20 protein-coding genes are annotated in these 24,891 nt (G+C 65.0%); 12 read left to right on the top strand and 8 right to left on the bottom strand.

The features are described from left to right. Positions 1-21 precede the first annotated feature (21 nt). Positions 22-1,311: a PLP-dependent aminotransferase family protein gene (locus QI450_RS15880; protein ID WP_226775655.1), complete on the bottom strand. Its 1,290-nt coding sequence runs from the start codon at positions 1,309-1,311 to the stop codon at positions 22-24. Positions 1,312-1,451: 140 nt separating this feature from the next. Beyond that, positions 1,452-2,015 carry an NADPH-dependent FMN reductase gene (locus QI450_RS15875; RefSeq protein WP_226775656.1) on the bottom strand — a complete coding sequence of 188 codons (564 nt, stop codon included), beginning with the start codon at positions 2,013-2,015 and terminating at the stop codon, positions 1,452-1,454. Positions 2,016-2,141: 126 nt separating this feature from the next. On the opposite strand from QI450_RS15875, the gene QI450_RS15870 reads away from it, so the two are divergent. From QI450_RS15870 to QI450_RS15845, 6 genes are all read left to right on the top strand, one after another. Then, positions 2,142-2,798 (top strand): TetR/AcrR family transcriptional regulator, encoded by a 657-nt coding sequence (locus tag QI450_RS15870; RefSeq protein WP_226775657.1) that lies wholly within the window; start codon positions 2,142-2,144, stop codon positions 2,796-2,798. A 303-nt stretch (positions 2,799-3,101) separates the two neighbouring features. Further along, positions 3,102-4,088: an ABC transporter permease gene (locus tag QI450_RS15865; protein ID WP_226775658.1), complete on the top strand. Its 987-nt coding sequence runs from the start codon at positions 3,102-3,104 to the stop codon at positions 4,086-4,088. A gap of 2 nt (positions 4,089-4,090) precedes the next feature. Continuing rightward, positions 4,091-5,053 carry an ABC transporter permease gene (locus QI450_RS15860; protein WP_226775659.1) on the top strand — a complete coding sequence of 321 codons (963 nt, stop codon included), beginning with the start codon at positions 4,091-4,093 and terminating at the stop codon, positions 5,051-5,053. Further along, the gene (locus QI450_RS15855) at positions 5,050-7,311 is read left to right on the top strand and encodes an ABC transporter ATP-binding protein (RefSeq protein WP_226775660.1); all 2,262 of its coding nucleotides are present in this window, start codon (positions 5,050-5,052) and stop codon (positions 7,309-7,311) included. Before QI450_RS15860 ends, QI450_RS15855 begins: the two co-directional genes overlap by 4 nt. A gap of 51 nt (positions 7,312-7,362) precedes the next feature. Next, positions 7,363-9,072, top strand: coding sequence for an ABC transporter family substrate-binding protein (locus QI450_RS15850; RefSeq protein ID WP_226775661.1), 1,710 nt, complete (start codon positions 7,363-7,365; stop codon positions 9,070-9,072). Positions 9,073-9,210: 138 nt separating this feature from the next. Beyond that, complete coding sequence (locus tag QI450_RS15845) at positions 9,211-10,269, top strand: Gfo/Idh/MocA family oxidoreductase (protein ID WP_226775662.1); 1,059 nt, start codon at positions 9,211-9,213, stop codon at positions 10,267-10,269. A 56-nt stretch (positions 10,270-10,325) separates the two neighbouring features. Here the strand turns inward: QI450_RS15845 and ald are convergent, their stop codons facing one another. Further along, a complete protein-coding gene (gene ald, locus QI450_RS15840) occupies positions 10,326-11,444 on the bottom strand; it encodes an alanine dehydrogenase (RefSeq protein ID WP_226775663.1) in 1,119 nt (372 codons plus the stop codon). Positions 11,445-11,700: 256 nt separating this feature from the next. On the opposite strand from ald, the gene QI450_RS15835 reads away from it, so the two are divergent. Next, on the top strand, positions 11,701-12,921 hold the full coding sequence (locus QI450_RS15835; RefSeq protein ID WP_226775664.1) for a helix-turn-helix domain-containing protein: 1,221 nt from the start codon (positions 11,701-11,703) through the stop codon (positions 12,919-12,921). Between the two features lie 11 nt (positions 12,922-12,932). Here QI450_RS15835 and QI450_RS15830 read toward each other — a convergent pair whose 3' ends face one another. The 3 genes from QI450_RS15830 to ptsP form a co-directional block, all read right to left on the bottom strand. After that, positions 12,933-13,208, bottom strand: a complete 276-nt coding sequence (locus QI450_RS15830; protein ID WP_226775665.1) for a hypothetical protein — start codon at positions 13,206-13,208, stop codon at positions 12,933-12,935. 74 nt (positions 13,209-13,282) lie between these two features. After that, complete coding sequence (locus QI450_RS15825) at positions 13,283-13,705, bottom strand: helix-turn-helix domain-containing protein (RefSeq protein ID WP_226775666.1); 423 nt, start codon at positions 13,703-13,705, stop codon at positions 13,283-13,285. A 55-nt stretch (positions 13,706-13,760) separates the two neighbouring features. Continuing rightward, complete coding sequence (gene ptsP / locus QI450_RS15820; RefSeq protein WP_282468047.1) at positions 13,761-15,446, bottom strand: phosphoenolpyruvate--protein phosphotransferase; 1,686 nt, start codon at positions 15,444-15,446, stop codon at positions 13,761-13,763. 160 nt (positions 15,447-15,606) lie between these two features. Here ptsP and QI450_RS15815 point away from each other — a divergent pair, with 160 nt between their 5' ends. From QI450_RS15815 to QI450_RS15795, 5 genes are all read left to right on the top strand, one after another. After that, complete coding sequence (locus QI450_RS15815) at positions 15,607-16,335, top strand: TetR/AcrR family transcriptional regulator (protein WP_226775824.1); 729 nt, start codon at positions 15,607-15,609, stop codon at positions 16,333-16,335. Between the two features lie 56 nt (positions 16,336-16,391). Beyond that, positions 16,392-18,380 carry a PTS mannitol transporter subunit IICBA gene (locus QI450_RS15810; protein ID WP_226775823.1) on the top strand — a complete coding sequence of 663 codons (1,989 nt, stop codon included), beginning with the start codon at positions 16,392-16,394 and terminating at the stop codon, positions 18,378-18,380. Continuing rightward, positions 18,380-19,540, top strand: coding sequence for a mannitol-1-phosphate 5-dehydrogenase (locus tag QI450_RS15805; protein WP_226775822.1), 1,161 nt, complete (start codon positions 18,380-18,382; stop codon positions 19,538-19,540). Before QI450_RS15810 ends, QI450_RS15805 begins: the two co-directional genes overlap by 1 nt. Before the next feature lie 205 nt (positions 19,541-19,745). Further along, a complete protein-coding gene (locus QI450_RS15800; RefSeq protein ID WP_226775821.1) occupies positions 19,746-20,216 on the top strand; it encodes a MarR family transcriptional regulator in 471 nt (156 codons plus the stop codon). 40 nt (positions 20,217-20,256) lie between these two features. Next, the gene (locus tag QI450_RS15795; RefSeq protein WP_226775820.1) at positions 20,257-21,483 is read left to right on the top strand and encodes an MFS transporter; all 1,227 of its coding nucleotides are present in this window, start codon (positions 20,257-20,259) and stop codon (positions 21,481-21,483) included. A gap of 59 nt (positions 21,484-21,542) precedes the next feature. Here the strand turns inward: QI450_RS15795 and QI450_RS15790 are convergent, their stop codons facing one another. Both QI450_RS15790 and QI450_RS15785 read right to left on the bottom strand, forming a co-directional pair. Then, entirely contained in the window at positions 21,543-22,994 is a 1,452-nt protein-coding gene (locus tag QI450_RS15790; protein ID WP_226775819.1) for a sugar porter family MFS transporter, read from the bottom strand. Positions 22,995-23,141: 147 nt separating this feature from the next. After that, positions 23,142-24,797: an MDR family MFS transporter gene (locus tag QI450_RS15785; RefSeq protein ID WP_226775818.1), complete on the bottom strand. Its 1,656-nt coding sequence runs from the start codon at positions 24,795-24,797 to the stop codon at positions 23,142-23,144. Between the last annotated feature and the right edge of the window lie 94 nt (positions 24,798-24,891).

Below are 24,891 nucleotides of genomic sequence, written 5' to 3'. Positions count from 1 at the left end.
GCCATGGGCCGATGATTCAGGCTACCCCGCAACGATCGCTTCGCGCAGGACCGGCGCCAGCCGCCGGACGCCTTCGCGGATGGATTCCGGCGGGACCGCACTAAAGGCGAGTCGAATCTTGTGGGATGGCTCATCGGAATGGGTGAAGGCAGCCCCAGGAATAAAGACCACCCCGGCGTTAATCGCTTTTGCCAGCAGGGGATAGGTGTCTACGCCCTCGGGCAGGGTCACCCAAACGAAGAAGCCGCCCTCCGGCCGGGTCCAGCTCACGCCCGGCGGCATGAACTCATCCAAGGCGGCCAGCATTGCGGTGCAGCGCTCCTGGTAGAGGCCCCGGTAGGTCTCGATCTGGCCGCGCCAGTCGTAGTCCCGGAGATAGGCGGAGACGAGCATCTGGTTCAGGGTCGGCGGGCATAGTGTGACAGCCTCTGAAGCCAGGTAATAGCGGCGCTGTAGGTGCGCCGGGACGAGCGCCCAACCGATCCGGAGCCCCGGTGCAAAGATTTTCGAGAACGACCCCATGTAGATTACGTCGTCCGGGTTGGCGGCCCGCAGCGGGATGAGGGGCTTGCCGTCGAACCGGAGCAGCCCGTAAGGGTTGTCCTCAAGCACCAAAATATTCGCATTGCGGCATATATCCACGACCTGTTGCCGCCGCTCCGCGGACAGTGTTACCCCGGAGGGGTTGTTGAAGCTTGGGATGGTGTACAAAAACTTGATGCTCTTGCCCGCCGTCTGCAGAGCGGCGATCTTGGCCTCCAGCAGGTCTGGGACGATGCCATCACCGTCCATGGGTACGGTGGCGACCTCGACCTGGTAGGCCTCGAAGGTGTTGAGGGCGCCGACGTAGGTGGGATCCTCAACGAGAACAACGTCGCCGGGGTTGCAGAAGACCTTGGTCGCAACGTCCTGCGCTGACTGCGAGCCGGCGGTGATCACCACGTTTTCGGGTCTGGCGTCCAGGATTCCCTCCGCGGCCATCACTTCGCAGATCTGGCTGCGGAGTTCCTCGGTGCCTTGCCCGCCGCCGTATTGCAGTGCGGTCATACCCTGTTCCGCGATGATCTTCGCGGCGGTCTCGCCGAGCCGTGCCAGGGGCAGCGACTGCAGGTACGGGCTGCCGCCGGCCAGCGAGACGAGGCCGGGGCGCATCGAGATGTCGAAGACATCCCGGACTGCCGATTGCTTGATATTTGCTGCGCGCTCCGAGAACAGATCCTCGTGGCGGTGGGCGGACGATGCCGCACGTTCGATTGCGTCAATGGCCTCGGCCGGAAGTGCTTCTGCGGTGTCAAGTGTTTCGTGGGTCACAGTCCCAGCGTACAACCCGTGTTGTCTTGGAGGCAACGATTGTTCACAAGGTCGCCCGAAGCCGCAGTATTCCCGGCCGGACGCAGAATGTCCCCGGCAGGGCCTGCCGGGGACGTCAAGGATGAAGGGCGGGGCTGGAGCTATGCTGCGGAGACCGCGCGGGATTCGTCCAGCGCATCGAAGACGGCCTTGATCTGCTCGACAACCTCGGCGTCATCCTTCGGGTGGATCTCGGCGAAACGGACCATGGAGCCCGGCACGGCCAGCTTGACGGTGTCGAGGATCCGGGCGCCGGCGATTCCGGCGGCCTTGCGGGCCTCGTCCTGGGCCCAGACTCCGCCGAACTGGCCGAAGGCGGTTCCGACGACGGCGGTCGGCTTGCCGCTCAGGGCGCCTGCGCCGAAGGGGCGGGACAGCCAGTCGATGGCGTTTTTGAGCGAGGCGGGAACCGTGCCGTTGTGCTCCGGCGTTACCAGCAGCAGGGTGTCGGCGGCGTTGGCAGCGGCACGCAGGGCGGCCGCGGCGGCGGGAACCTGGCCTTCAACGTCGATGTCCTCGTTGTAGAAGGGTATGTTGCCCAGGCTGTCGTGGATCAGAACTTCAACATTTTCCGGGGCGTTCAGCTGGATTGCTTCAGCCAGCTGCTGGTTCGTGGATCCGGCGCGCAAGCTGCCGACCAGGGTGAGGACGGTGTTCTTGGACATGTGGACTCCTAGATGTCGCGCCGCGGACCATCCTGCGGCTGGCTGAACAGATGAGGCCGGTTCCGGCCCTTACGATTGAAAACGGACTGCGGTCCGCTTATATTCCCCGGGGCTAGGATGTGGGGTGTGAGCCTGATCCCTATCCGTCCCGGCGTGGAGTCCGAACGCCGCGATGCCGCCCGGAACCGCGGGCTGCTGTTGCGGGCCGCCCGCGAGCTCGTCGACGAGTGTGGGGCGGACGGCTTGACCATGGGCGCCCTGGCCCAGCGGGCCGGTGTGGGGAAGGGGACCGTGTTCCGGCGGTTCGGCAGCCGGGCAGGGCTCATGATGACCCTGCTCAGTGATGCGGAGGCCGCGTTCCAGCAGCGCTTTATGTTTGGCCCGCCACCGCTGGGACCCGGGGCTCCGCCGCTGGAGCGGCTGATCGCCTGTGGCGGGGAGCGCATTGCCTGGGTATTGGAATTCGGCGAGCTGGCAAGGGCTGCGGACATCTCGGCACCCAACCGGTTCGACGTCCCCGCGGCGGCGCTCTGGCATCGGCACCTGGAGGTGCTCCTGCGGGACGCGGGCGTTACGGCTGACCCTTGGCTGATGGCCACCTCATTGAGTGCCGTCCTGGAACCCGAGCGTCTCCTTCATGCCGTCCGTGTGAACGGGATTTCCCCCGCGCGACTCGCCGATTCCTGGCGGGATCTCGTTTCGCGCATCGTGCGCGGGGCCCAACCCCAACCGGAACCCCACCCCGGCGGGAAACCCAAATCAATTCCCGGGAGTTATTCATAACGATCTGATACCTGCCCCGGGGAACTGCGGGGCAGGTCGTCCGGGGGAGGAGTCCATGTGATAGTTTCCTCTGGAATGTGATCCGCAACATAGTCCACACGGACTTGCCTCACGGCCTGCGGATGGCCAGATACCCACTGGCCCGGATCCCGGATCAGCAGCGGTAATCCCCTGCCGGATAGGGACTAGGGAAGGATCTAGTTGTGACTACTTTTCATATTCCTGCACGCGGCGAGGCTGCTGCTGCCGGCCCCGCCCCGGCACGCGCCGCGCAGGCAACGGCGATCCAGAACTAGTCGTCCCATGCTCCGATACCTCGCCAAACGTGCTCTCACATACGTCTTTATGATCTTCCTGACCACCACGGCAGGATATTTCCTGGCCGTAAATACCTTGAAGCCGGCACTGCTGGAGCAGGAGCGGATCCCAAGGCCCACCCCCGAGCAGGTGGCCAACTCCTTCCGCCTCAAGGGCCTGGACCCGGCGCTCAGCGCCTGGGACCGCTACGTTGAGTGGCTCACCGCGATCGTCACCCGCTGGGACTGGGGACGCAGCCCCAACGGCGCCTTTATCAACGCAGAATTCGGCGATCGGGTCTGGATCTCGACCCGGCTCTTCCTGGCCTCCATCATCCTGACCCTGATCATCGGCGTCGCACTGGGTGTGTACACGGCAGCACGGCAATACAAAGCCTCGGACCGGGTCATTACCTCTTACAGCTACCTCGTGTACATCGTGCCCGCACCGATCGCTTACTTCCTGGTGCAGCTCGGTGCCATCAACATCAACGAGACGGTGGGCGAACGCATTTTCTTCGTCACCGGCATCTCCACGCCCGGGCTGGACGGCAGCGGCTGGGCCCAATTCATCGACATGCTGGCCCACTACGCGGTGCCCACCTTCGCTATCACCATCGTGGGTTGGGGCACTTACCAGATCGCGCAGCGCCAGTACCTCCTGGACAATGTCAACGCCGACTTTGTCCGGACTGCACGCGCCAAGGGGCTGACCCGCAACCAGGCCATCAGCCGGCATGCCCTGCGGGTTTCCTTCATCCCTGTGGCGCAGAGCATTGCCTTCACCATCCCTGCCATCTTCGCCGGCGGTTTCTTCGCCGAGAAGATCTTCGCCTGGCACGGCGTCGGCTCCTGGAGCATCGACGCGATTGCCTTGCAGGATGTCAACGCCGCGACGGCCACGCTCGCCTACGGCTCCGTGATCTTCGCGATCGGCGCGATCCTCGCGGACTTCGCCACCACGCTTGTCGACCCGAGAGTGCGGGTGCAGTAAACATGACAAACCTCAATACGACCGACCCGGCCGCCGTTGCCAGCGAGGCGAAGATCGAAAACAGCGATGTTGTCATCGCGAAGTCCTCGATCATCCTTCGCCGCTTCCTGCGGAACAAAACAGCCGTCGTTGGCCTGGTCGTCTTCTTGGTCCTGACGCTGTTCTCCTTCATTGGCGGCTTCTTCACCAGCTGGGACAAGGAGACTATCGATGCGTTCAACATTGGAATGCCGCCGTCGTCCGAACACCTGCTTGGTACCTCCCAGGCCGGGATCGACCTCTACGCCCTGACCGTGGAGGGCACCCGGATCTCCATCCTGATCGGCCTCGTCGTTGGCCTCGTCTCCGTGCTGATCGCCGCCGTGTACGGCTGCACCATGGCCTATTTCGGCGGGAAGGTGGACAAGGTGATGCTGTTCATCCTCGAAGCCCTGATCATGATGCCGGCGCTGCTGGTCGTCGCCGTGGCCACGAGCGGTGGCGGCAACGGACTGCAGCAGTCCTTGCCGAGTTGGCTGCTGCTGATTATCGTCCTGCTGGTCTTCAGCTGGATGGGAACCGCCCGCCTCATCCGCTCGCTCTCGATGTCCCTGATGTCACGCGACTTCGTCAAGGCCGCCCAGTACATGGGGATCCCGCCTCGGCGGATCGTTTGGCGGCACCTGGTCCCGAACATCGGCTCGCTGCTGGTCCTGGACATCACCCGCGGCATCACCGGGGCGATCCTGGCCGAGGTTGCCTTCTCCTTCATCGGTATCGGCATCAAGGTCCCGGATGTCAGCCTGGGTGTGCTGATCGGGCAGGCCACCTCCCAGGTCTCCACCTTCCCGTGGATGTTCTGGGTCCCGCTGACCGTGATGTTCCTGCTGACCGGTTCGCTTGCCATGATGAACGACGGCTTGCGCGACGCATTCGATCCCAGCTCCAGCTCCGTTGGCAATGCCAAGAAGAAGAAGACCACATGAGCCACGAAATGACCGCCAGCCCCGAATCGGCCGACCTCTCCGCCGTCGAGCGTCTGCATGTTGCCGGGCTGCACGGGCCCGCGGACGCGGTGCTCTCCGTCCGGGACCTGAAGGTGCGCTTCAACACGGAGAACGGGGTGGTGCACGCCGTCCGTGGCATCGACTTTGACCTCAGGGCCGGCAAGACGCTGGGCATCGTGGGCGAGTCCGGCTCCGGAAAGTCCGTCACCTCCATGGCAATCATGGGCCTGCTGCCCCCGACGGCCGAGATCACCGGTTCGGTCCGGCTCCAGGGCACCGAACTGCTGGGTCTCAGTGACAAGGCCATGTGCCAGTACCGCGGCAACGAAATCGCCATGGTCTTCCAGGACCCGTTGTCCTCCCTGACGCCGGTCTACTCGGTGGGCAACCAGATCGTCGAAGCGCTGACCGTCCACAACCCCACCATGAGCCGGCAGGCCAAGGAAGCGCGCGCCGTCGAACTGCTGGGCATGGTGGGTATTCCCAGCCCGAAGGACCGGCTCAAGGCCTTCCCGCATGAGTTCTCCGGCGGTATGCGCCAGCGTGTGATGATCGCCATCGCCATCGCGAACAACCCCCGCGTGCTGATCGCCGATGAACCGACGACGGCGCTCGACGTCACCATCCAGGCACAGGTCCTTGAAGTCCTCCACACCGCGCAGGAGGAAACCGGCGCCGCCGTTGTGATGATCACACACGACCTCGGCGTGGTCGCCGGCATGGCGGACGACATCATGGTGATGTATGCCGGCAAACCCGTGGAAACCGGCAGCGTTGACGAGATCTACTACAACCCGCGAATGCCCTACACAATGGGCTTGCTGGGCGCAGTGCCACGCGTCGACACGGCCGAGAAGTCCTCGCTGGTGCCGATCGAGGGAATCCCGCCGAACCTCATCCACACCCCCACGGGTTGTTCTTTCGCGCCGCGCTGCCCACTAGCCAGCGATGCCTGCCTGCAGGGCGAGCCGGAGCTGTGGCCGGTCGGCGGGGACAACCAGACCGGCGGCCTGCCTCACCTGGCCGCCTGTATCAAGACCGACTCTTTGGGCCTCGAAGTGGACGTCCATGAGATCTTCCGGGCTCCGGCGGTGCCGGTCTCCCGCTTCGACGCGATCCCGCGCGAACAGCGCCGGACCGTGCTGGAGCTCAGGGACGTCAAGAAGCACTTCCCGCTGATGAAAGGGGCCTTGCTCAAGCGCCGGATCGGCACTGTCAAGGCCGTCGACGGGTTGAGCTTCGACATCCGCGAGGGGGAGTGCTTCTCGATCGTCGGCGAGTCCGGCTGCGGAAAGACCACGACGCTGCTGGAAATCATGGAATTCCACAAGGACCAGGACGGCGAGGTGGTCATCGGCGGCCTCAGCAACAAGGAAGCCTCCAACGCCAAAACCAAAAGCGCCATGCGCAAGGAACTGCAGATGGTGTTCCAGGACCCAACCGGCGCCCTCGACCCCCGCTTCACCGTCTTTGAGGTATTGTCCGAACCGCTTGAAAATGCCGGCATGGCCAAGCCCCGGATCCGGGAGCGGATCATGGAGCTGATGGAACTCGTGGGCCTCCAGCCCGACCACGTCAACCGCTTCCCCAACCAGTTCTCCGGCGGCCAGCGGCAGCGGATCGGCATCGCGCGGGCCCTTGCCGTGAATCCCAAACTGGTAGTCCTGGACGAGCCGGTATCCGCTCTCGACGTGTCAGTCCAGGCCGGTGTTATCAACCTCCTGGACCAGCTCCGCGCCGAACTCGGACTGAGCTACCTGATGGTGGCCCACGACCTGTCCGTGGTGCGGCACATCTCCAACCGTGTGGCCGTGATGTATCTGGGCAAGATCGTGGAAATCGGGGACGTGGACAGCGTGTTCGACAACCCGCGACACCCGTACACCCGGGCCCTGCTCTCCGCGATTCCGGTCCCGGACCCCGGCGTGGAACGCACCCGGGAACGTATCATCCTGCGGGGGGACCTGCCCTCGCCGCTCGAAGCTCCTGCAGGGTGCAACTTCGCCACCCGCTGCCCGGTGTTTGCGGCACTGCCACCGGCCAGGCAGGAGATATGCCTGACGCTGGAACCGGTGCTGGCCACCGTTGTGCCGGCGGCGGACGCCGGACGGCACGGGACGCCGGCGGCAACAGCAACACCGGCCGCCGCTGCGGCCCCCACAGACCAGCAATTCGCCTGCTTCTATCCGGACGGCGACCTGGACGCGGACATGCTTGTTGTCCACGAAACCACCTGAGTTACCAGTCTCACTCAGCAGAACTCGCACCAAATGAATGAAGGGGAACACATGAAGAATCTGACCAAGATCGGCGGCATTACCGCCGTCGTCGCAGCGCTTGCGCTGACCGCTTGCGGCGGGGGCGGTGCCGCCAAGGGCCCGGACGCAGCCAAAGGCCAGGAATCGGGAAGTGACCTGGCCAAATTGGTCAGCATCAATGCCAAGGATGCCAAGGACCTGCAGCCGGGTGGCACGGTCACCCTGCCGCTGGGCAACATCGGCCCGGACTTCAACGGCTTCTCCAACAACGGCAACAGCGCGGACAACACCGCCCTGCACCGCCCGATCGACGAGGCCGGCACGTGGGGTTGCTGGAACTTTGACTTCGACGGCACCGCCACGCCGAACAAGAACTTCTGCGAAGACGTCAAGAGTGAGGTCAAGGACGGCAAGCAGACCATCACCATCAAGGTCAACGAAAAGGCCAGCTACAACGACGGCACCCCCATCGACGTAAAGACCTTCGAGAACACCTGGAACATGCTCAAGGGCGAAAACAAGGACATCGACGTCGTCAGCTCCGGCGCCTACGAGTTCGTGGACTCCGTCAAGGCCGGTTCCAGCCCCAAGGAAGTTGTTGTTACCACCACCCAGCCGGTGTACCCGCTGGATGCGCTCTTCACCGGTTTTGTCCACCCGGCTGTGAACACCCCGGCACTCTTCAACGAGGGCTTCACCGGGGAGATGCACCCGGAATGGATGGCCGGGCCGTTCAAGCTGGACCAGTACGACAGCGCCGCAAAGACGGTCACGCTCGCCCAGAACGAAAAGTGGTGGGGCACCAAGCCGGTCCTGGACAAAGTCGTCTTCCGCCAGCTTGAGACCAGCGCCCAGATTGCCGCCTTCAAGAACGGCGAAATCGACGGTGTTTCCGCAAACACCGTCACCCCGTACAAGCAGCTCGACGGTACCAAGGACTCCGAGGTCCGCCGTGGCCAGCGCCTCTTCGCTGGCGGCTTGAACCTGAACGCGCAGAAGGCGCCGATGACCGACGTCGCGATCCGCAAGGCGATCTTCACCGCCGTTGACCGCGAAGCCCTCCGTAAGGTCCGCTTTAATGGCCTGAACTGGGAAGAGCAAAGCTCAGGATCGATGATGCTGCTGCCGTTCTCCAAGTACTACCAGGACAACTACCCCGTCAAGGAAACCGGCCCTGACGCCGCCAAGAAGGTCCTGACCGACGCCGGCTACACGGCCAACGCAGCGGGTGTGATGGAAAAGGACGGCGTCCCCGCCGCCTTCAAGATCAGCAACTTCGGTGATGACCCCACCACCTTGGCCTTCGCACAGACCCTGCAGAAGCAGCTTAAGGACGGCGGCATGGATGTCGGCATCGACCAGCGCGCTTCGGCCGACTTCGGCAAGGTCCTGGGCAGCCGCGACTTCTATATGAGCGTCTCCGGCTACACCGTCGGCGCGGATACGACCGACGCCGTCAAGCAGTTCTACGATTCCAAAACGAACGAAAATGAACTCGGCGACGCTGAACTGGACGCCGAGATCAAGAAGCTCTCCTCCATTGAAGACAACGCCGAGCGCAACAAGGCGGCAATGGAGGTTGAAAAGAAGCACATGGAGAAATACTTCTCCATGGGTGTTGTGATGAACGGGCCGCAGATCTCCTTCGTGCGTACCGGCCTGGCCAACTACGGTCCGTCCCTGTTCAAGAGCCTGTCCCAGGTTCCGGACTGGACCACCCTGGGCTGGGAAAAGAAGTAACCTCACCTCCCCTTCAGACGCTCCCTCACCTGTAGCAGCTTTTTGGGCGACGCTCCCTCACCTTTCGAGGGGGCGTCGCCTGAATTTCTGCGAAATCTGAGGGAGCGTCGGGTGAGTGGGCAAAGGTAACGTGGAGCCATGTCCACCGACTCGACAGGTCCTATCCGCACCGCCGTTGCCGGCTTCGGCCTCTCCGGCAGTATCTTCCACGCACCGCTGCTCGCGGCAGACCCGGCCTTCTCCGTCGCTGTGATCGCCACCTCCGACGCCGGCAGGCAGTCCGCTGCCGCCACCCGGTACCCCGGCGCCCGGATTGTCGACACCCCGGCGGACATCCTCGGGCTGGCCGGCGAACTGGATCTGCTGGTCCTGGGCACCCCGCCGGCCACCCATTATCCGCTCGCGAGGGCCGCACTGGAGGCCGGGCTCGACGTCGTCGTGGACAAACCGTTTACGGTGCGCAGCGCCGAAGGCCGGGAGCTTATCCAGCTGGCCGCGCGACTGGGACGGGTGCTCACCGTTTTCCAAAACCGGCGCTGGGACGGCGACTACCTGACCGTCCGCGGCCTGCTGGACAGTGCTGCCCTCGGAACCGTGACGCGGTTCGAATCCCGCTTCGAACGCTGGTCCCCGCTCGTGTCGAAAGCCTGGAAAGCGGCCGCGACGGCGGACGAGGGCGGAGGGGTGCTGTTCGACTTGGGCACGCACCTGCTGGACCAGGCCGTGCAGTTGTTCGGTCCCGCCGAGGTCACCCACGCCGAACTGGCGGCGCGGCGGCCAGCGGAGAAGACCGACGATGATGTGTTCCTCGCCCTGCAGCACGAATCCGGGGTGACGAGCCACCTGTGGATGAATATGCTCTGCGCCCAGCAGGGGCCACGTTTCCGGATCCTGGGCAGTGGCGGCGGCTTCACCAAACACGGAGTGGACCCGCAGGAGCCGTTTATTGTGGCCGGCGGCAGCCCGCTGGACCCGGACTACGGCGTTGAGGACCGGGACTGGGCCGGGCTGTTCGGGCGGGACGGCCACGTGGATCGGCTGCCCACCAAGCGTGGCGCCTACCCGGAGTTTTACCGGATCCTGGCGGCGAAGATCAACGACGGCGGGGCCGCCTCCGTGCTGCCCCTCCCCGTGGATCCGGCGGGGCCGGTTGAGGTGCTGCGGCTGATCGAGCAGGCCCGGGCGCTGGCGGATTAAACGGACAACGGCAGCCATCCACGGGAAGGATGGCTGCCGTTGTCCGGAAGCGGATGCTACGCGGAGACCAGCTGGTGCCAGTCGGTGACGAGGGGCAGGTTGTGCGCCTCGGAGACCGAGCGGTGCGCCACCTTGCCTCCTGCGATGTTCAGGCCGGCGGCAAGGGCGCCGTCGCGCTCAAACGCGGCCTTGACGCCCAGGTTGGCAAGCGAGACGGCGTAGCGCAGGGTGACGTTGGTCAGCGCGTACGTGGACGTGTTCGGGACGGCGCCGGGCATGTTGGCGACGCAGTAGAAGATGGTGTTGTGCACCTTGTACGTCGGTTCCTGGTGCGTGGTGGGGTGCGTGTCCTCGAAGCAGCCGCCCTGGTCCACCGCGATGTCGACCAGCACGGAGCCGGGCTTCATCCGGGAGACGAGCTCGTTGGTGACCAGCTTGGGGGCCTTGGCGCCCGGGATCAGCACCGAGCCGATCACGAGGTCGGCGTCGACGACGGACTTCTCAATCTCGTAGGCGTTGGAGGCCACGGTCTTCAGGCGGCCCTGGTACTGGGCGTCCAGTTCACGCAAGCGGTTGATGTTGATATCCAGGATGGTGACGTCGGCGCCGAGGCCCAGGGCCATCGCGGCGGCATTGGTGCCGGCAACACCGGCGCCCAGGACAACAACCTTGGCCGGGCGGACGCCCGGAACGCCGCCGAGCAGCACACCCTTGCCGCCGGCCGGTGCCATCAGCGAAGTGGCGCCCACCTGGACGGACAGGCGGCCGGCAACCTCGGACATCGGGGCGAGCAGCGGCAGCGTGCGGCCCTCCTGGACGGTCTCATAGGCGATGGCGGTGACGCCGGTGTTGATGAGTTCCTGGGTCAGCTCGGGCTCGGCCGCGAGGTGCAGGTAGGTGAAGAGGATCAGGTCCTTGCGGAAACGGTGATATTCAGCCTTGACCGGTTCCTTCACCTTCATGACCATGTCCGCGCGGGCCCAGACGTCATCGGCGTCGGCGACGATCTCGGCACCGGCGATCGCGTATTCCTCGTCCGTGATGCCCGAGCCCAGGCCTGCGCCGCGTTCCACCAGGACCGAATGGCCGTGGGTGCGGAACTCGTGGACGCCGGCAGCGGTAATGGCGACGCGGAATTCGTTGTTTTTGATTTCTTTCGGGACACCGATGATCATGTGTGGGCTCCAGTGCTGGGGGCCGTATGGGCCCGGGTGAATGCGGGGAAGTAGTACTTCCAGAATAAATCCCGCTGTGAGGCAAGCGACAGGAGCCGTCGGGCAGCAGCGGCGGCTGCCCCCGGGAATCCGGGTCTTTTCAATTTGGCGGCTGGACATTTGTCGAACGGCAAAGCGTCAGGTGTCGCCTGCTGTCCGTTGGCACGGGTGGTCCCCGGGTTCTCCGGAGGCGAGGTGCCGGCAGTAGTCTGGCAGGATGCAGCAGCAGGATGTCGAACAGCTCGTGGAGCATGTGGCACTGAAACTGGGCCGCGGCCTCTCACTCGAGGATCTGGACGGCCTGCTGCTTGCCTACAGCTCCAACCAGTCCCACGCTGACCGGGTCCGGGTGAACTTCCTGCTCAGCAAACGCGTCCCGCTGGACGTCAGTGCCTGGCAGCTCTCGCACGGGATCGCGACGGCGGTGCGCCCTGTGGTGGTCGCGGCCAACGAAGAGCTCGGCATGCTGGGCCGTGTCTGCGTGCCCCTCCTGGTGCGGGGCTTCCGGGTTGGCTACCTCTGGGTCCAGCTGGACTCGGCGGAGCCGAACGCGGTGTCGGTTCTTGGCCAGCTGCCGGATGTGGCCCGTGAGCTGGAGGAGCTCTCGGCGCTGCTGTTGGACTCCAATACCGCCGAATCCGAGTTCCGCCGCCGCCGCGAACAGGAGTTCCTGGCCGCCTGCCGGGGCGAGTCCAACGCCGTCGCGGCAGTGGCGGGCTGGAAGGAAGTACAGGGCCGTGGCCCCTGGCAACTCGTGACGGTGCTTGACTCTGACGGCTGGGCGGAAGGCTCGGATCCGATCGCCGCCACGCTGATTCACCGCTCCGCTGCCCTGCAGGCCACTATCGGTGTGGATTCGGCCCTGTTCAGCGCCGGCACCGAGACCCACGCCGTTGTGTTGTTCAGGGCATCAACCGGCCGGGCAGACCACGCCCAGGTGCTGGTCCACTACCAGTTGGAGCTGGCCAAGCGAGCGGGCCGGCCGGTGCGCAGGATTATCCTGGGGACTTCCGAGAGCTTCGCGCGGCCGCGCGAACTCGCTGACGCATACCGCCAGTCCCGGCAGGCCGCGCAGGCGGCGTCGGTGGATCCCCAACTGGGTGAGCTCGTGGACTGCCGGGCCACCGGCATTTACCAGCTGCTGGCCTCTGCCGGCGGAGGAGCGGGGGCGTGGGCGGACGCGGGCTCGGTCTACTTCCGGCTCCTGGAAGACCATGACCGGAACCATGAGCTGCTGCCGGTGCTGGAACTCTTTTATGACAATGACGGTTCAGTCCAGGGCGTCGCGGACAAGCTCCACCTGCACCGGAGCAGCATCTATAACCGGCTCGGCCGGATTCGGCAGCTGCTCGGTGTCGACCCGCTCAAGGGAATGGTGCGGCTCGAACTGCACTCGGCACTCAAGGCCCGGCGCTGGGCCGGCCGCCCCAGGATCTAGCCGGCGGAGTCCTAGCTGCCGCGGCCCTCGCGTTCGGGCCGCTCGGCCTCGGCCGGATGCTCCGATTCGGGGCCGGGACCACCGTCGGCGGCAGCAGCTGATGCCCGTGCGGCCCTGCCCCTGCGGCGGGAGATCCGACTGTCCATCCACATGGAAACGGCGACAAACGCCACGCAGCTGGCCATAAAATCGGCCGTGTAGTTCAGTCCCATGGCGTTTCCGAGGATGCCGGTAAGCACCATGGCGGCAATGCCAGCCACGATGTGCCACCCTCTGAACTTAGCCACAATCCAAGCGTAACCCCGGTGTTATCCGCGTTTCCGCGCGAAGGCGGGATCGTTGTTTGATCCTTATCACCGCGTCACGAACCTTCCGAGGCGTCGTCACGTCCGTGGTGCGCAACGCCGTCGGCGGTACTGTTGTTCTTCTGCTTGTCCAACCAGGCCATAATGTCGGCGAGCCGGATCCGCCGGTGCGTGCCGCGGTACTCCACCGGGATTTCGCCGCGGTCCGTCAGGTTCCGCAGGTAGGTGTGCGAGATTCCGGCCAGCTCGGCTGCCCGGGAGGTTGTCAGCATTTCCGCCACGCTGCCCACCGTGACGGCTTCGCCCCGGCTGAAGCGCGCCAGTAAGTCCACAACGGCGTCCCGCGCCTGGTCCGGCAGCCGGTGCACGGTGCCGTCAACAAAGACCGTAATGTCGTCGCTGCCGTTGAGGGCGTACCGGAGTTTCTGCGCGTCCTCAGCGAGAAGGGGGGCGGCCACCCGGGGGGCAATCAGTGTCATGGACTGCATCCTAGCGCCCCGGACCGGCCTTGCATTGCCTTGCCCTGCTGCGGCGCTACAGCCCCAGTTCTTCCAGGACGGGCAGCTTCGCCCGGACCCAGGCCCGGGCCTCGGTGGCGCTCGGCGCGGAGAGGGCAAGTTTGGCGAGTTCCTGTGCCTCGGCCAGGGTGACAGTCTTCAGCACCGCGGCCACTGCTGCCAGGGACCGGGCCGTCATGGACAAGGTCGAGACGCCAAGCCCGGTCAGGACGACGGCGAGGGCAGGGTCCGCTGCGGCCTCGCCGCAAACGCCGACCGGCTTGCGGTGGCCCTCCGCGACGGAACCTTCAACGGTTAGGCCCACCAGTCGAAGCACGGCAGGCTGCCAGGGTGTGTTGAGCCCTGCGAGCGGCCCCAGCTGGCGGTCGGCCGCCATCGCGTACTGCGTGAGGTCGTTGGTCCCCAGGCTCGCGAAGGCCACCTCGCGAAGGATGGCCTCGGCGGTGAGCGCCGCGGACGGGACCTCGACCATGACCCCGGGGGTTTTGATTCCGGCCTCGGCGCACAGGGTGGCGAAGCGGGCGGCCTCCTCGGCGGTGGAAATCATCGGCGCCATGACCCACACGTCCGCCTGGGATTCCTGTTCGGCCCTGGCAATGGCCTGCAACTGCCGTTCCAGTACACCCGGTGTGGTGAAATCGGTGCGGTAGCCGCGGACACCGAGGGCAGGGTTCGGTTCGGTGGCGTCGGTAAGGAAAGGCAGCGGCTTGTCAGCGCCGGCGTCGAGGGTTCGGAGCACAACCTTCTTGCCGGGGAAAGCAGCAAAGACGCCCTGGTACGCGGCGGCCTGTTCGTCAACTGTCGGTTCGGTGTCGCGTTCCAGGAAGCAAAATTCGGTCCGGAACAGTCCCACACCCTGTGCATTGAGCTTCGCGGCGGCCACGGCATCCTTGGCCCCGCCGACGTTGGCGAGCAGCGGCACCAGGTGGCCGTCCGCCGTCGCGCCCGTTCCGTCGAAGTCCGCCAGCAGCGACGCGGTGGCCGCCCAGTGTTCGGCGGCGGCCCGCTGGGAGTCGTCCGGGTCCACGGTGATCAGGCCGGCGGCGCCGTCCACGTAGACCTCGGTGCCGTCCGAAATCCGGTCGACGCCGGCGGCTGCAACGATGGCGGGCAGGCCCAGCGAGCGGGCGATGATCGCCGTGTGGGACTGCGGCCCGCCGCCGGCCGTGAGCAGGGCCAGAATCTTATCCGGATCCAGGGTCGCGGTGTCCGCAGGGGCGAGGTCTTCGGCGATCAGGATAAACGGGGTGGGGGAGTTTGGGATGCCCGGGGCGGGGACGCCGCGCAGCTCGGCGACGATGCGGGCGCGGACGTCCAGGACGTCAGTGGCGCGTTCGGCCATGTAGCCGCCCAGGTTATGCAGCATTTCCGAGACGGAAGCGCCTGCTTCCCAGATGGCCCGTTGGCCGGAGGTGCCGCGGCCGATCAGCTTGGCGGCGGATTTCAGAAGCATGGTGTCCGTCGCCATCAGTGCTGTTGCTTCCAGGACTGCCTTACCGTCGCCGCTGACTGTCCCGGCGCGGGCCTTCAGCACATCGTGCACGGCCCTGGCGGCAGTCTTCAGGGCCGCTGTCGCCTCCTCGGCCGTGACCCCGGCCGGGAGCTGCTCCCCTGCGGGTGGTTCGCTGACTGGTTTGGGCATTTGGCGAACGGGTCCGATGATGCGGCCGGGGCTGACGCCTACTCCTGGGAAGTTCTGCACTGAAGGTCCTCATTCTCTGACGGCAGCCGTGCCCGTCGGAACACCTGCGGGCCGGGGCAGCAGCTGCCTAGCGCTGTTGTTGCTGCCGTAAATCTGCGTTCTTGAAAAGTGTATGTGATGCACTTCATATAGCGTTGCTATAGATGCTAGGCTAGCGCGTATGAGTGTGAATGGCGAGTTGCCGCCGAAGACGCGGCTGCTGCAGGCGGCCGCCGAATTGCTCGCCACGTCGGCTGGCGGATCGATCTCGACGCGCCAGATCACGCAGGCTGCACGCGTGACTGCACCGACGCTGTATCACCACTTCGGTGACAAAGAAGGGCTCTTTGACGCCGTTATTACGGAGGGTTTCAGAGCCTATGTTGCGGGCGAACGTGATTTCGCCCCGTCCGGACAGCCGATGGAGGATATCCGGCGCATGTGGGACAACCATGTGCACTTTGGGCTCGCTAACCCCGAGCTCTACCTGGTGATGTTCGGCAACATCCGCCCGGAAAGCCGCCCCGCGGTCATTGCTGATGCCGAGGCGCTGATGGAGGAGCTGCTCACCACTGCCGCTGTGATGGGTCACCTTAACGTTCCCCCGCGGGAGGCTGCCAGAAGCATTCTGGCCGCAACCGTGGGGGTTACGCTGATGCTGATCTCCGAGCGTGCTGCCGACCGAAACCTTGAGCTGTCCGCGATGACGCGGGATGCCATGGTCTTTGCCGTGTCCACGGACAAGGCCAAGGCCTCCGGGCCCGGTTCCTCCGGGGAGTCCTCCGTGGTGGTGGCTGCGATCGCCCTGAACGCGGCACTCCAGTCCTCGGATCCGGCGCAGCTCTCCAGCTCAGAACTCAAGCTCTTCCTCGAATGGCTCCACCGGATCTCCACCAGCGCCAAAGGCTGATCCGCGCCACATTCACCCATCCTGCGCTGTCGCAGGAGTGACGTTTAGGAAACCACATGGCAACAGACACAGTTGCAAAACCCCGCACCAGCGCACGCGTGCACGTGCAGAAATTCGGGACATTCCTGTCCGGGATGATTATGCCCAATATCGGTGCGTTCATTGCGTGGGGCATCATCACGGCCCTCTTCATTGAGAAGGGCTGGCTTCCCGTGCCGGCGTTGGGTGGCTTCGGCACCAACGCCGACGGGGACCCGAATGTGGGCCTCGTTGGCCCGATGATCACCTATCTGCTGCCCCTGCTGATTGGATACACCGGCGGAAAGATGGTCTACGACGTCCGCGGCGGCGTTGTTGGCGCCATCGGCACCATGGGGGTGATTGTCGGCGCCGGTATCCCGATGTTCATCGGCGCCATGATCATGGGCCCGCTTGGCGGCTGGACCATAAAAAAGATCGACGCCCTCTGGGACGGCAAGATCCGCCCCGGTTTTGAAATGCTGGTGAACAACTTCGCCGCCGGCATCTGGGGCGCCCTGCTGGCCCTGCTGGGCTTCTACGGCATTTCACCGCTGGTGTCCGCCTTCAGCGCCGGTGCCGGGAACGTTGTGCAGTTCCTCGTCAACAACGGACTCCTGCCGCTGACCAGCATCTTTATCGAACCGGCCAAGGTGCTCTTTTTGAACAACGCCATCAACCACGGCGTGCTCACTCCGCTGGGCGTCCAGCAGTCCCTGGAGCAGGGCAAATCCATCCTGTTCCTGCTCGAGGCCAATCCCGGCCCGGGCCTGGGCATCCTGCTGGCCTACATGTTCTTCGGCCGGGGCCTCGCCAAGGGGTCAGCACCGGGCGCTGCGATCATCCACTTCTTCGGCGGCATCCACGAAATCTACTTCCCGTACGTCCTGATGCGTCCGCTGCTGATCCTTGCCGCGATCGCCGGCGGCATGACGGGAATTGCCACCCTTGCCGTGACCAACGCCGGTCTTGTGGCGCCGGCGGCTCCGGGGTCCATCATTGCCGTCCTCGCCCAGACCAGCCGGGACAGTTACTTCGGCGTGATCCTTTCGGTCCTGTTGGCAGCAGCCGTCTCCTTCCTGGTCGCAGCGGTCATTCTCAAAACGGGCAAAGTCTCTGACGAGGACGAACTGGCCGAAGCAACGTCGCGGATGGAAGAAATGAAGGGCAAAAAGAGCTCTGTTTCCGCCGCGCTGATCGGCGGCGGCGGGGTGGCGGTGATGGCAGGTCCAATCCAAAGCATTGTGTTCGCCTGCGACGCCGGCATGGGCTCCAGCGCCATGGGTGCTTCGGTGCTGCGTAACAAAATCAGGGCGGCTGGCTTCCCGGACGTCAAGGTCACCAACTCCGCCATTGCCAACCTCACGGACAGCTACGACGTAGTTATCACCCACCAGGACCTCACCGAACGGGCCAGGCCGCTGACGGGCAAAGCGCTGCACTACTCTGTCGACAACTTTATGAGCAGCCCGCGGTATGACGAAGTGGTGGAACTCGTCTCGCACAGCAACACCGCCGGGACCGCGGAGGCGGCGCCGGCAACGGGCGGTGCGCACGCCGCTACGGCTCCGGAAGGCGGATCCGCCGGCGGCACCGCCGGCATCCTGGTGGCCGAGAGCGTCCTGCTCAGCGGCACCGCAACTACGCGGGACCAGGCGATCGACGAGGCCGGCAAGCTCCTGCTGGACCGCGGCGCCGTCGACACCGGTTACTTGGATGCCATGCACGAGCGCGAGGAATCCGTCTCGACGTACATGGGCAGCTTCCTGGCCATACCGCACGGTACCAACGCCGCCAAGGACCACATCATCAAGTCGGCGGTCTCCGTGATCCGCTACCCCGAGGGCATCGACTGGAACGGGAAGGAAGTGAAGTTCGTCGTCGGCGTCGCCGGAATCAACAACGAGCACCTGCACATCCTGTCCTCGATCGCCAAGGTCTTTACCAACAAGGCCCAAGTGGCACAGCTTGAGGCTGCCACCACTGTCGAGGAAATCCTGGACCTGTTCGGAAAGGTTAATTCATAGTGAAGGCTGTTCATTTCGGAGCCGGAAACATCGGGCGCGGCTTTGTGGGCTTGCTGCTGCACGAGGCGGGTTACGAGGTGGTGTTCGCGGACGTTGCGGAGGACCTCATCACCGACCTCGCGGCAGCCGACAGCTACCGGGTCCACGAGGTAGGCGAACACCCCACCGTCCGCACCGTGGAGAATTTCCGCGCGCTGAACTCCACCCGCCAGGAGGCGGAGGTCATCGCGGAAATCTCGACGGCGGACGTGGTCACCACGGCGGTGGGGCCGCATATCCTCAAGTTCGTGGCTCCAGTGATCGCCAAGGGGATCGCCGCTCGGGCAGCCGGCCTCGCTCCGCTGCAGGTGATGGCGTGCGAGAACGCGATCAACGCAACCGACATTTTGAAGTCCGAGGTCTCCGCCCGGTGGGACGGCGCCGCCGGTTCGCTCGATGGCAAGCTCGATGAAAAGGCAGTGTTCGCGAACACTGCCGTGGACCGGATCGTACCCAACCAGGAGGCGGGGCAGGGCCTGGACGTCACTGTCGAGACGTTCTACGAATGGGTTATTGACCGGACCCCGTTTGCAGGCAAGGAGCCGGAAATTCCGGGTGCGACCTTCGTGGATGAACTGGAGCCCTACATCGAGCGGAAACTGTTCACCGTGAACACCGGGCACGCCGCGGCGGCATACTTCGGTTTCCAGGGCGGCCTGGAAAAGATTTCCGAGGCCATGGCCGATCAGGACGTCGCCGCCGACGTGCGTGCCGTCCTGGATGAAACCAAAGAGCTCCTGGTGGCCAAGCATGGCTTCAACCGGGTTGAGCAGGAGAGCTACGTCCAAAAGATCCTGGGCCGGTTTTCCAACCCGCACCTGCCGGACACTGTGAACCGCGTGGGCCGGGCGCCGTTGCGCAAGCTCAGCCGGCACGAGCGCTTCATCGGTCCGGCGGCGGAGCTGGCCGAGCGCGGGATCGTCCCGGAGGCACTGCTCGGCGCCATCGCAGCAGCCCTGCGCTTTAACGACCCGGCCGACGCCGAAGCCGTGGAGCTGGGGCAGATCCTGGCGTCTTTGGGCGCCGATGAGGCAACGGCGAAAATCACCGGACTAGACCCGGAGCACCCGCTGTTCCAGGCGGTCTCGGCCCTGGTTGCGGAGGCCAAAGCCGCCGGCTAAGGCGATGGATTCGTTCGACGCAGCACTCCCGACGCCGGAACTCAGCCGAGTTCCGGCGTCGTGGCGTTTAAGCCCACGCCGGCCGTGACCCGCGGTGCGCTATCACAGTGGGTCCTTATCCGACGGCTCCGGCGGGCCCCCGGAAGGGTCAAGGTGCGGCGGACAAGTTGACTGTTAGGGTGCCTAACAGTTAGGCTACCTAATTATGGAAGACAGCCAACCGACGACATCCGCTTTGGTCCGCCTCGCCCAGGACTTTCGCGAGGCACTGCGGCACAGCGTCTACCTGGTTCGCCGGCTGGACTCCGGCGGTGAGCTTAGTGCCGCACAGCTCAGCACCCTCAAAATGTTGCTGGAGGGCCCGGCTCCTGCTGAAAACACCGGTGCCAGGGTTGGTGAAATTGCGCGGAACCTCGGCGTCAAGGTGCCCAGTGCGACCGAACAGATCATCAAGCTCGAACGCGCCGGCCTGGCCCGCCGCGAGCCGGACCCTGACGACTCCCGGGCGGTCCGGGTGCGGCTCACCCCGGCGGGACGCGCCGCCGTCGACTCCGGGGATCACCGCCGGAACACCGCCATGGCCGGAATCCTCGCCTCGCTTTCCGACGCCGACCGCGCTGCCCTTGCCGCCGCGCTGCCAGTTATCGGCAAGATCAACGCGATGCTTCAGGACTGACTTTCAACCCGATTTCCCGACATTTTTTAGGAGCAACCCCATGCACGGCCAGCCCGCTGACACCCTGCCGGTAGCGGAAGATACCCTCAAAGCCGAAAAGGCCTCATTACTCAAACAGCCCAAGGCGGTATGGGCGACAGCCCTTGCCGCCGTGTTCGCCTTTATGGGTATCGGCCTGGTGGATCCCATCCTGCCGGCGATCGCCAAAAACCTCGATGCCTCGCAAAGCGAAGTCTCCCTGCTTTTCACCAGCTACTTCCTTGTCACGGCCGTCGCGATGCTGATTACCGGCTTCGTCTCGTCCCGCATCGGCGGGAAGCGCACACTGCTGATTGGGCTCGCCGTGATCGTTGTCTTCGCGTCGTTGTCCGGTACTTCGGAAAGCGTCGGGGAGCTCATTGGCTTCCGGGCCGGCTGGGGACTGGGCAATGCCTTGTTCGTAGCCACGGCCCTGGCGGTTATTGTTGGGGTCGCCAGCGGCGGCGCCGGTACGGCGATTATCCTCTACGAAGCGGCCCTGGGCCTGGGTATTTCGCTCGGCCCGCTGCTCGGGGCACTTCTTGGCGGCTGGCAGTGGCGGGCGCCGTTCTTTGGTACGGCCGTGCTGATGGCCGCCGCGTTCATCGCCCTGCTGGCCTTGTTGCCCAAGACCGCGCTGCCGGCGCGGAAAGTCAGGCTTCGGGATCCGCTGCTGGCTCTTGGCCACAAGGGCCTGCGGACGACGGCGGCGAGCGGCTTGTTCTACAACTACGGCTTTTTCACCGTCCTTGCTTTCACGCCGTTTATCCTCGGGATGGACGCTTATGGGATCGGCGGGGTTTTCTTCGGCTGGGGCGTCGCCGTCGCTGTTTTCTCGGTTTTCGCGGCCCCCGTGCTGCAGAACCGCTTCGGGGCCGTCCGGGTCCTCACCGGCACGCTCGCCTTCTTGCTGCTGGACCTGGTGGGTTTGGGGCTGGCCGCCGGCCACTCGGTGCCCGCCGTCGTGGTGCTTGTGGTGATCTCCGGCGCACTGCTGGGCATCAACAACACCATCTACACCGAACTGGCGATGGGGGTATCGGATTCGCCCCGGCCGGTCGCGTCCGCGGGCTACAACTTCGTCCGTTGGATGGGCGGCGCCCTGGCGCCGTTCGCGGCTGCCCAGCTCGGCGAGAACTTCGGGCCGCAGGTGCCGTTCTTCGCTGCTGCGGTGGCCATGGCAGCGGCGATTGCCGTAGTCCTTGGCGGCCGCAGCTATTTGACGGCGCACGAACCGCACGCCATTTAACCGCCCGCCCGGCCTTCTGCCTCCCGGGGCAGATCTGCCCGGACCGCGCGATCTGCGGCTCAGGCCTTTCCGGCAGCCTTCGCCGAGCCCTTCGGAACAAAAAGGGTCTCGGCGTGCTCCAGGGACATGCCGTTGGTCTCCGGGACCTTGAACTTCACGAAGAAGAACGACGCCGCGGCGAAGATCGCGTACATGGCGTAGGTCAGGGGCAGCGAGGCTGCCGCCATGACCGGAAAGCTCAGGGTGATGGCAAAGTTGGCTATCCACTGGGCGGCCGCGGCGAGGCCCAGGGCGCGGGCACGGATCCGGGACGGGAAGATTTCCCCCAGCAGTACCCAGACCAGCGGGCCCCAGGAGGCACCGAAGCTGATCACAAAAACGTTGGCGGCAACCAGGGCGGCGGGCCCCCAGGCGCCCGGCAGCGAAATGGCGTCTCCGGTTCCGGTGGCGGAACCGAAGGCCAGGGCCATGGTGCCCAGCGAGACCGCCATCCCGATGGAACCCGCTAGCATAATGGGCCGCCGGCCGATCCGGTCCACCAGGGCTATCGCCACGAGCGTCACCAGGATGTTCGTGACCGCGGTGGCCACGGAGATGGTCAGGGAGTCCTTTTCCTGGAAACCAACGGCCTTCCACAGGGTTGTGGAGTAGTAGAAGATAACGTTGATGCCGACGAATTGCTGCAGGACGGACAGAATGATGCCGATCCACACCACGGGCTGCAGCCCGAAGGCCTTGCCGCGCAGGGAGCCCTTCTGGCCCGCGATCTGGTCCTCCTCGACGGATTTTTTGATGTCCCGCAGCTGGCGGTCAGTGTCTTCGCTCGGGGCGATGGAGCGGAAGATCCTGAGGGCTTCTTCGTCCTTCCCCTGAACCACCAGGAACCGCGGCGACTCGGGCAGGGTGAAGGCGATCCAGCCGTAGACGACGGCGGGCACGGCGGCCGCGAGGAACATCCAGCGCCAGGCCTCGATGCCGAACCAGAGGATTTCAGCGGCGCCGCCGGCGAAGTTCGCGAACAGTGCGTCTGAGAGCAGAGCAGCGAAAATACCCGTGGTGATGGCGAGTTGCTGCAGTGAAGCCAGCCTGCCGCGGACGTGGCGCGGGGAGATTTCGGAAATGTACGCCGGGGCGATCACCGAAGCCAGGCCGATGCCCAGGCCGCCGACCAGCCGCCAGAAGATGAGGTCCCACACGCTGAAGGCGAAACCGGTCCCGATCGCGCTGACCAGGAATAGCAGCGCACCGAGCTTCATGGCGGGGATGCGCCCGTAGCGGTCGGCGATCTTGCCGGCCAGGTAAGCACCGGCGGCACAGCCCAGAAGCGCCACGGCCACCGCGAAGCCGGTCACGGCCTCGCTGAGGGCAAACTCGTTCTTGATGGCGTCGACGGCGCCGTTGACCACGGAGGAATCGAAGCCGAAGAGGAATCCGCCCACCGCCCCCGCGACTGCCAGCCAAATAACCCGCTGGGGGATCTTGGCTGGGGTCTGTTCTGCGCTGCTTGTCATCCTGGCTCCCTCGGCTTTTTTACGTTCCACGGACTGCGCCGCAACTTCCCAGTCTTACACCGGACGCAGTGGAGCGCCTGTCACAAGACCAGAAAGTGAGAGCAAACTTACACTCTGGCGGACAGGCGCCCCACGGTGCTGCGGACCCTAGTGGGCGGCGGCTGAACTTTCCCGGGCGATCGCCTTGGGGTCCGTCAGTTTTTTGTTCGGCAGGGCGAAGGTGATCAGGAATGCGATGCCGGTCAGCACGGCAGCCGTGAGCATCACGGCGTCGATTGACTGCGCGAAGCCCTCGGTGATCGGGCGTGTCAGCGTGGAATTCGCGGTGTGCAGCCAGCTGGTGTCGTTCAGCGAGTCGTTGCTGGCCCCGCCCTTGAAGAATTCATACAGCTTGGCGTTGGCGGGGTCCGCTGCGATTGCCGGATCCTTGAGCACTTTGAGGTAGTCCGCGTTCTGCGCGGCGTCCTTCATGCCGGTGGCGATCTTGACTGCTGCGAGGCTGAAAAGCATGGAGATGAATACGGCGGTTCCGACGGCGCCGCCCATCGAGCGGAAGAACGCGGCTGCGGAGGTGCCCACGCCCATGTCCTTCGACGGCACAGAGACCTGCATGGCCAGCGTCAGCGGCTGCATGCAGAAGCCCAGGCCCAGGCCGAAGAACACGGCGATGGCACCCGGGACCCACAGCGGAGTATCGACGCCCAGCGAGAGGCCCATAACGACGGCGGCCGCCGTCAGGACGGCGGTGCCCAGGATCGGGAAGACCCGGTAGGTGCCCGACGCCGAGATGGTCCGGCCGGCCGTGATGGAACCGGTGAGGATGCCGACTGTGAAGGTGATCATCATTAGGCCGGCTTCGGTGGGGGTCAGGCCCTTGACCAGCTGCAGGTACATGGGAAGCATTGCGATCGCGCCAAACATGCCGATGCCGATGATGAAGTTCAGCAGTGAAGACAGCCCGAACGTGATGTTCTGGAACAGCCGCAGCGGGATCAGTGCGTAGTCGCCGGCGCGCTTTTCGGCCAGCAGGAACGCGACGATGCCCACAACGCCCAGTCCGTAGCAGAGATAGGAGTTGGCCGAGCTCCAGCCCCAACTGCGGCCCTGTTCGGCCACGAGCAGGAGCGGGACGATCGCCAGCGTAATGGCCGCGGCACCCCAGTAGTCGATCTTCTGCTTCACGTGCTTGGCCGGCAGGTGCAGGTACATAAAGACCACCGTGAGGGCGGCAAGTCCGATCGGCAGGTTGATCAGGAATACCCAGCGCCAGCCGTCGATGCCGAGGATGGTCGCCGAACCGGCGAAGGCGCCGCCGATCACCGGACCCAGGACGGAGGAGACACCGAAGACCGACATAAAGTAGCCCTGGTACTTGGCGCGGTCCTTGAGTGCCACGATGTCGCCGATGATGGTCAAGGCGAGTGCCAGGAGGCCGCCGGCGCCCATACCCTGGATGCCGCGGGCGATGGCGAGCTCGGTCATGGAGTGGACCGAGCCGGCGTAGAGCGAGCCGGCGAGGAAGATCAGGATCGCGATGAGGTACAGCGGGCGTCGCCCGAAGATGTCGCTGAGCTTGCCGTAGAGCGGCGTGCTCACTGTGGAGGTGATGAGGTACGCCGTGGTGGCCCAGGCCTGCAGGGACAATCCGTCGAGGTCGTTGGCGATGGTGTAGATCGAGGTGGACACGATCGTCTGGTCGAGCGAGGACAGGAACATGCCGAGCATGAGTCCCACCATGACGGTGATGGTCTGACGATGGGTCAGGACCTCTCCCGCAGCGGGCGCGGAGGTGGTTTTGGACATGACTGCTCCAAGAGGAAGAGTGGGAATAAGCCGATAGTTGCTTTCAGTAACTATGTTACCGGCTGATTTGTTCCCGCCTCCAACTGCCGGCGAA

The organism is Arthrobacter sp. EM1 (genome assembly GCF_029964055.1).
In the GTDB taxonomy this organism is placed as follows: Bacteria; Actinomycetota; Actinomycetes; order Actinomycetales; family Micrococcaceae; genus Arthrobacter.
This window is presented reverse-complemented; position numbering and strand designations above follow the sequence as displayed.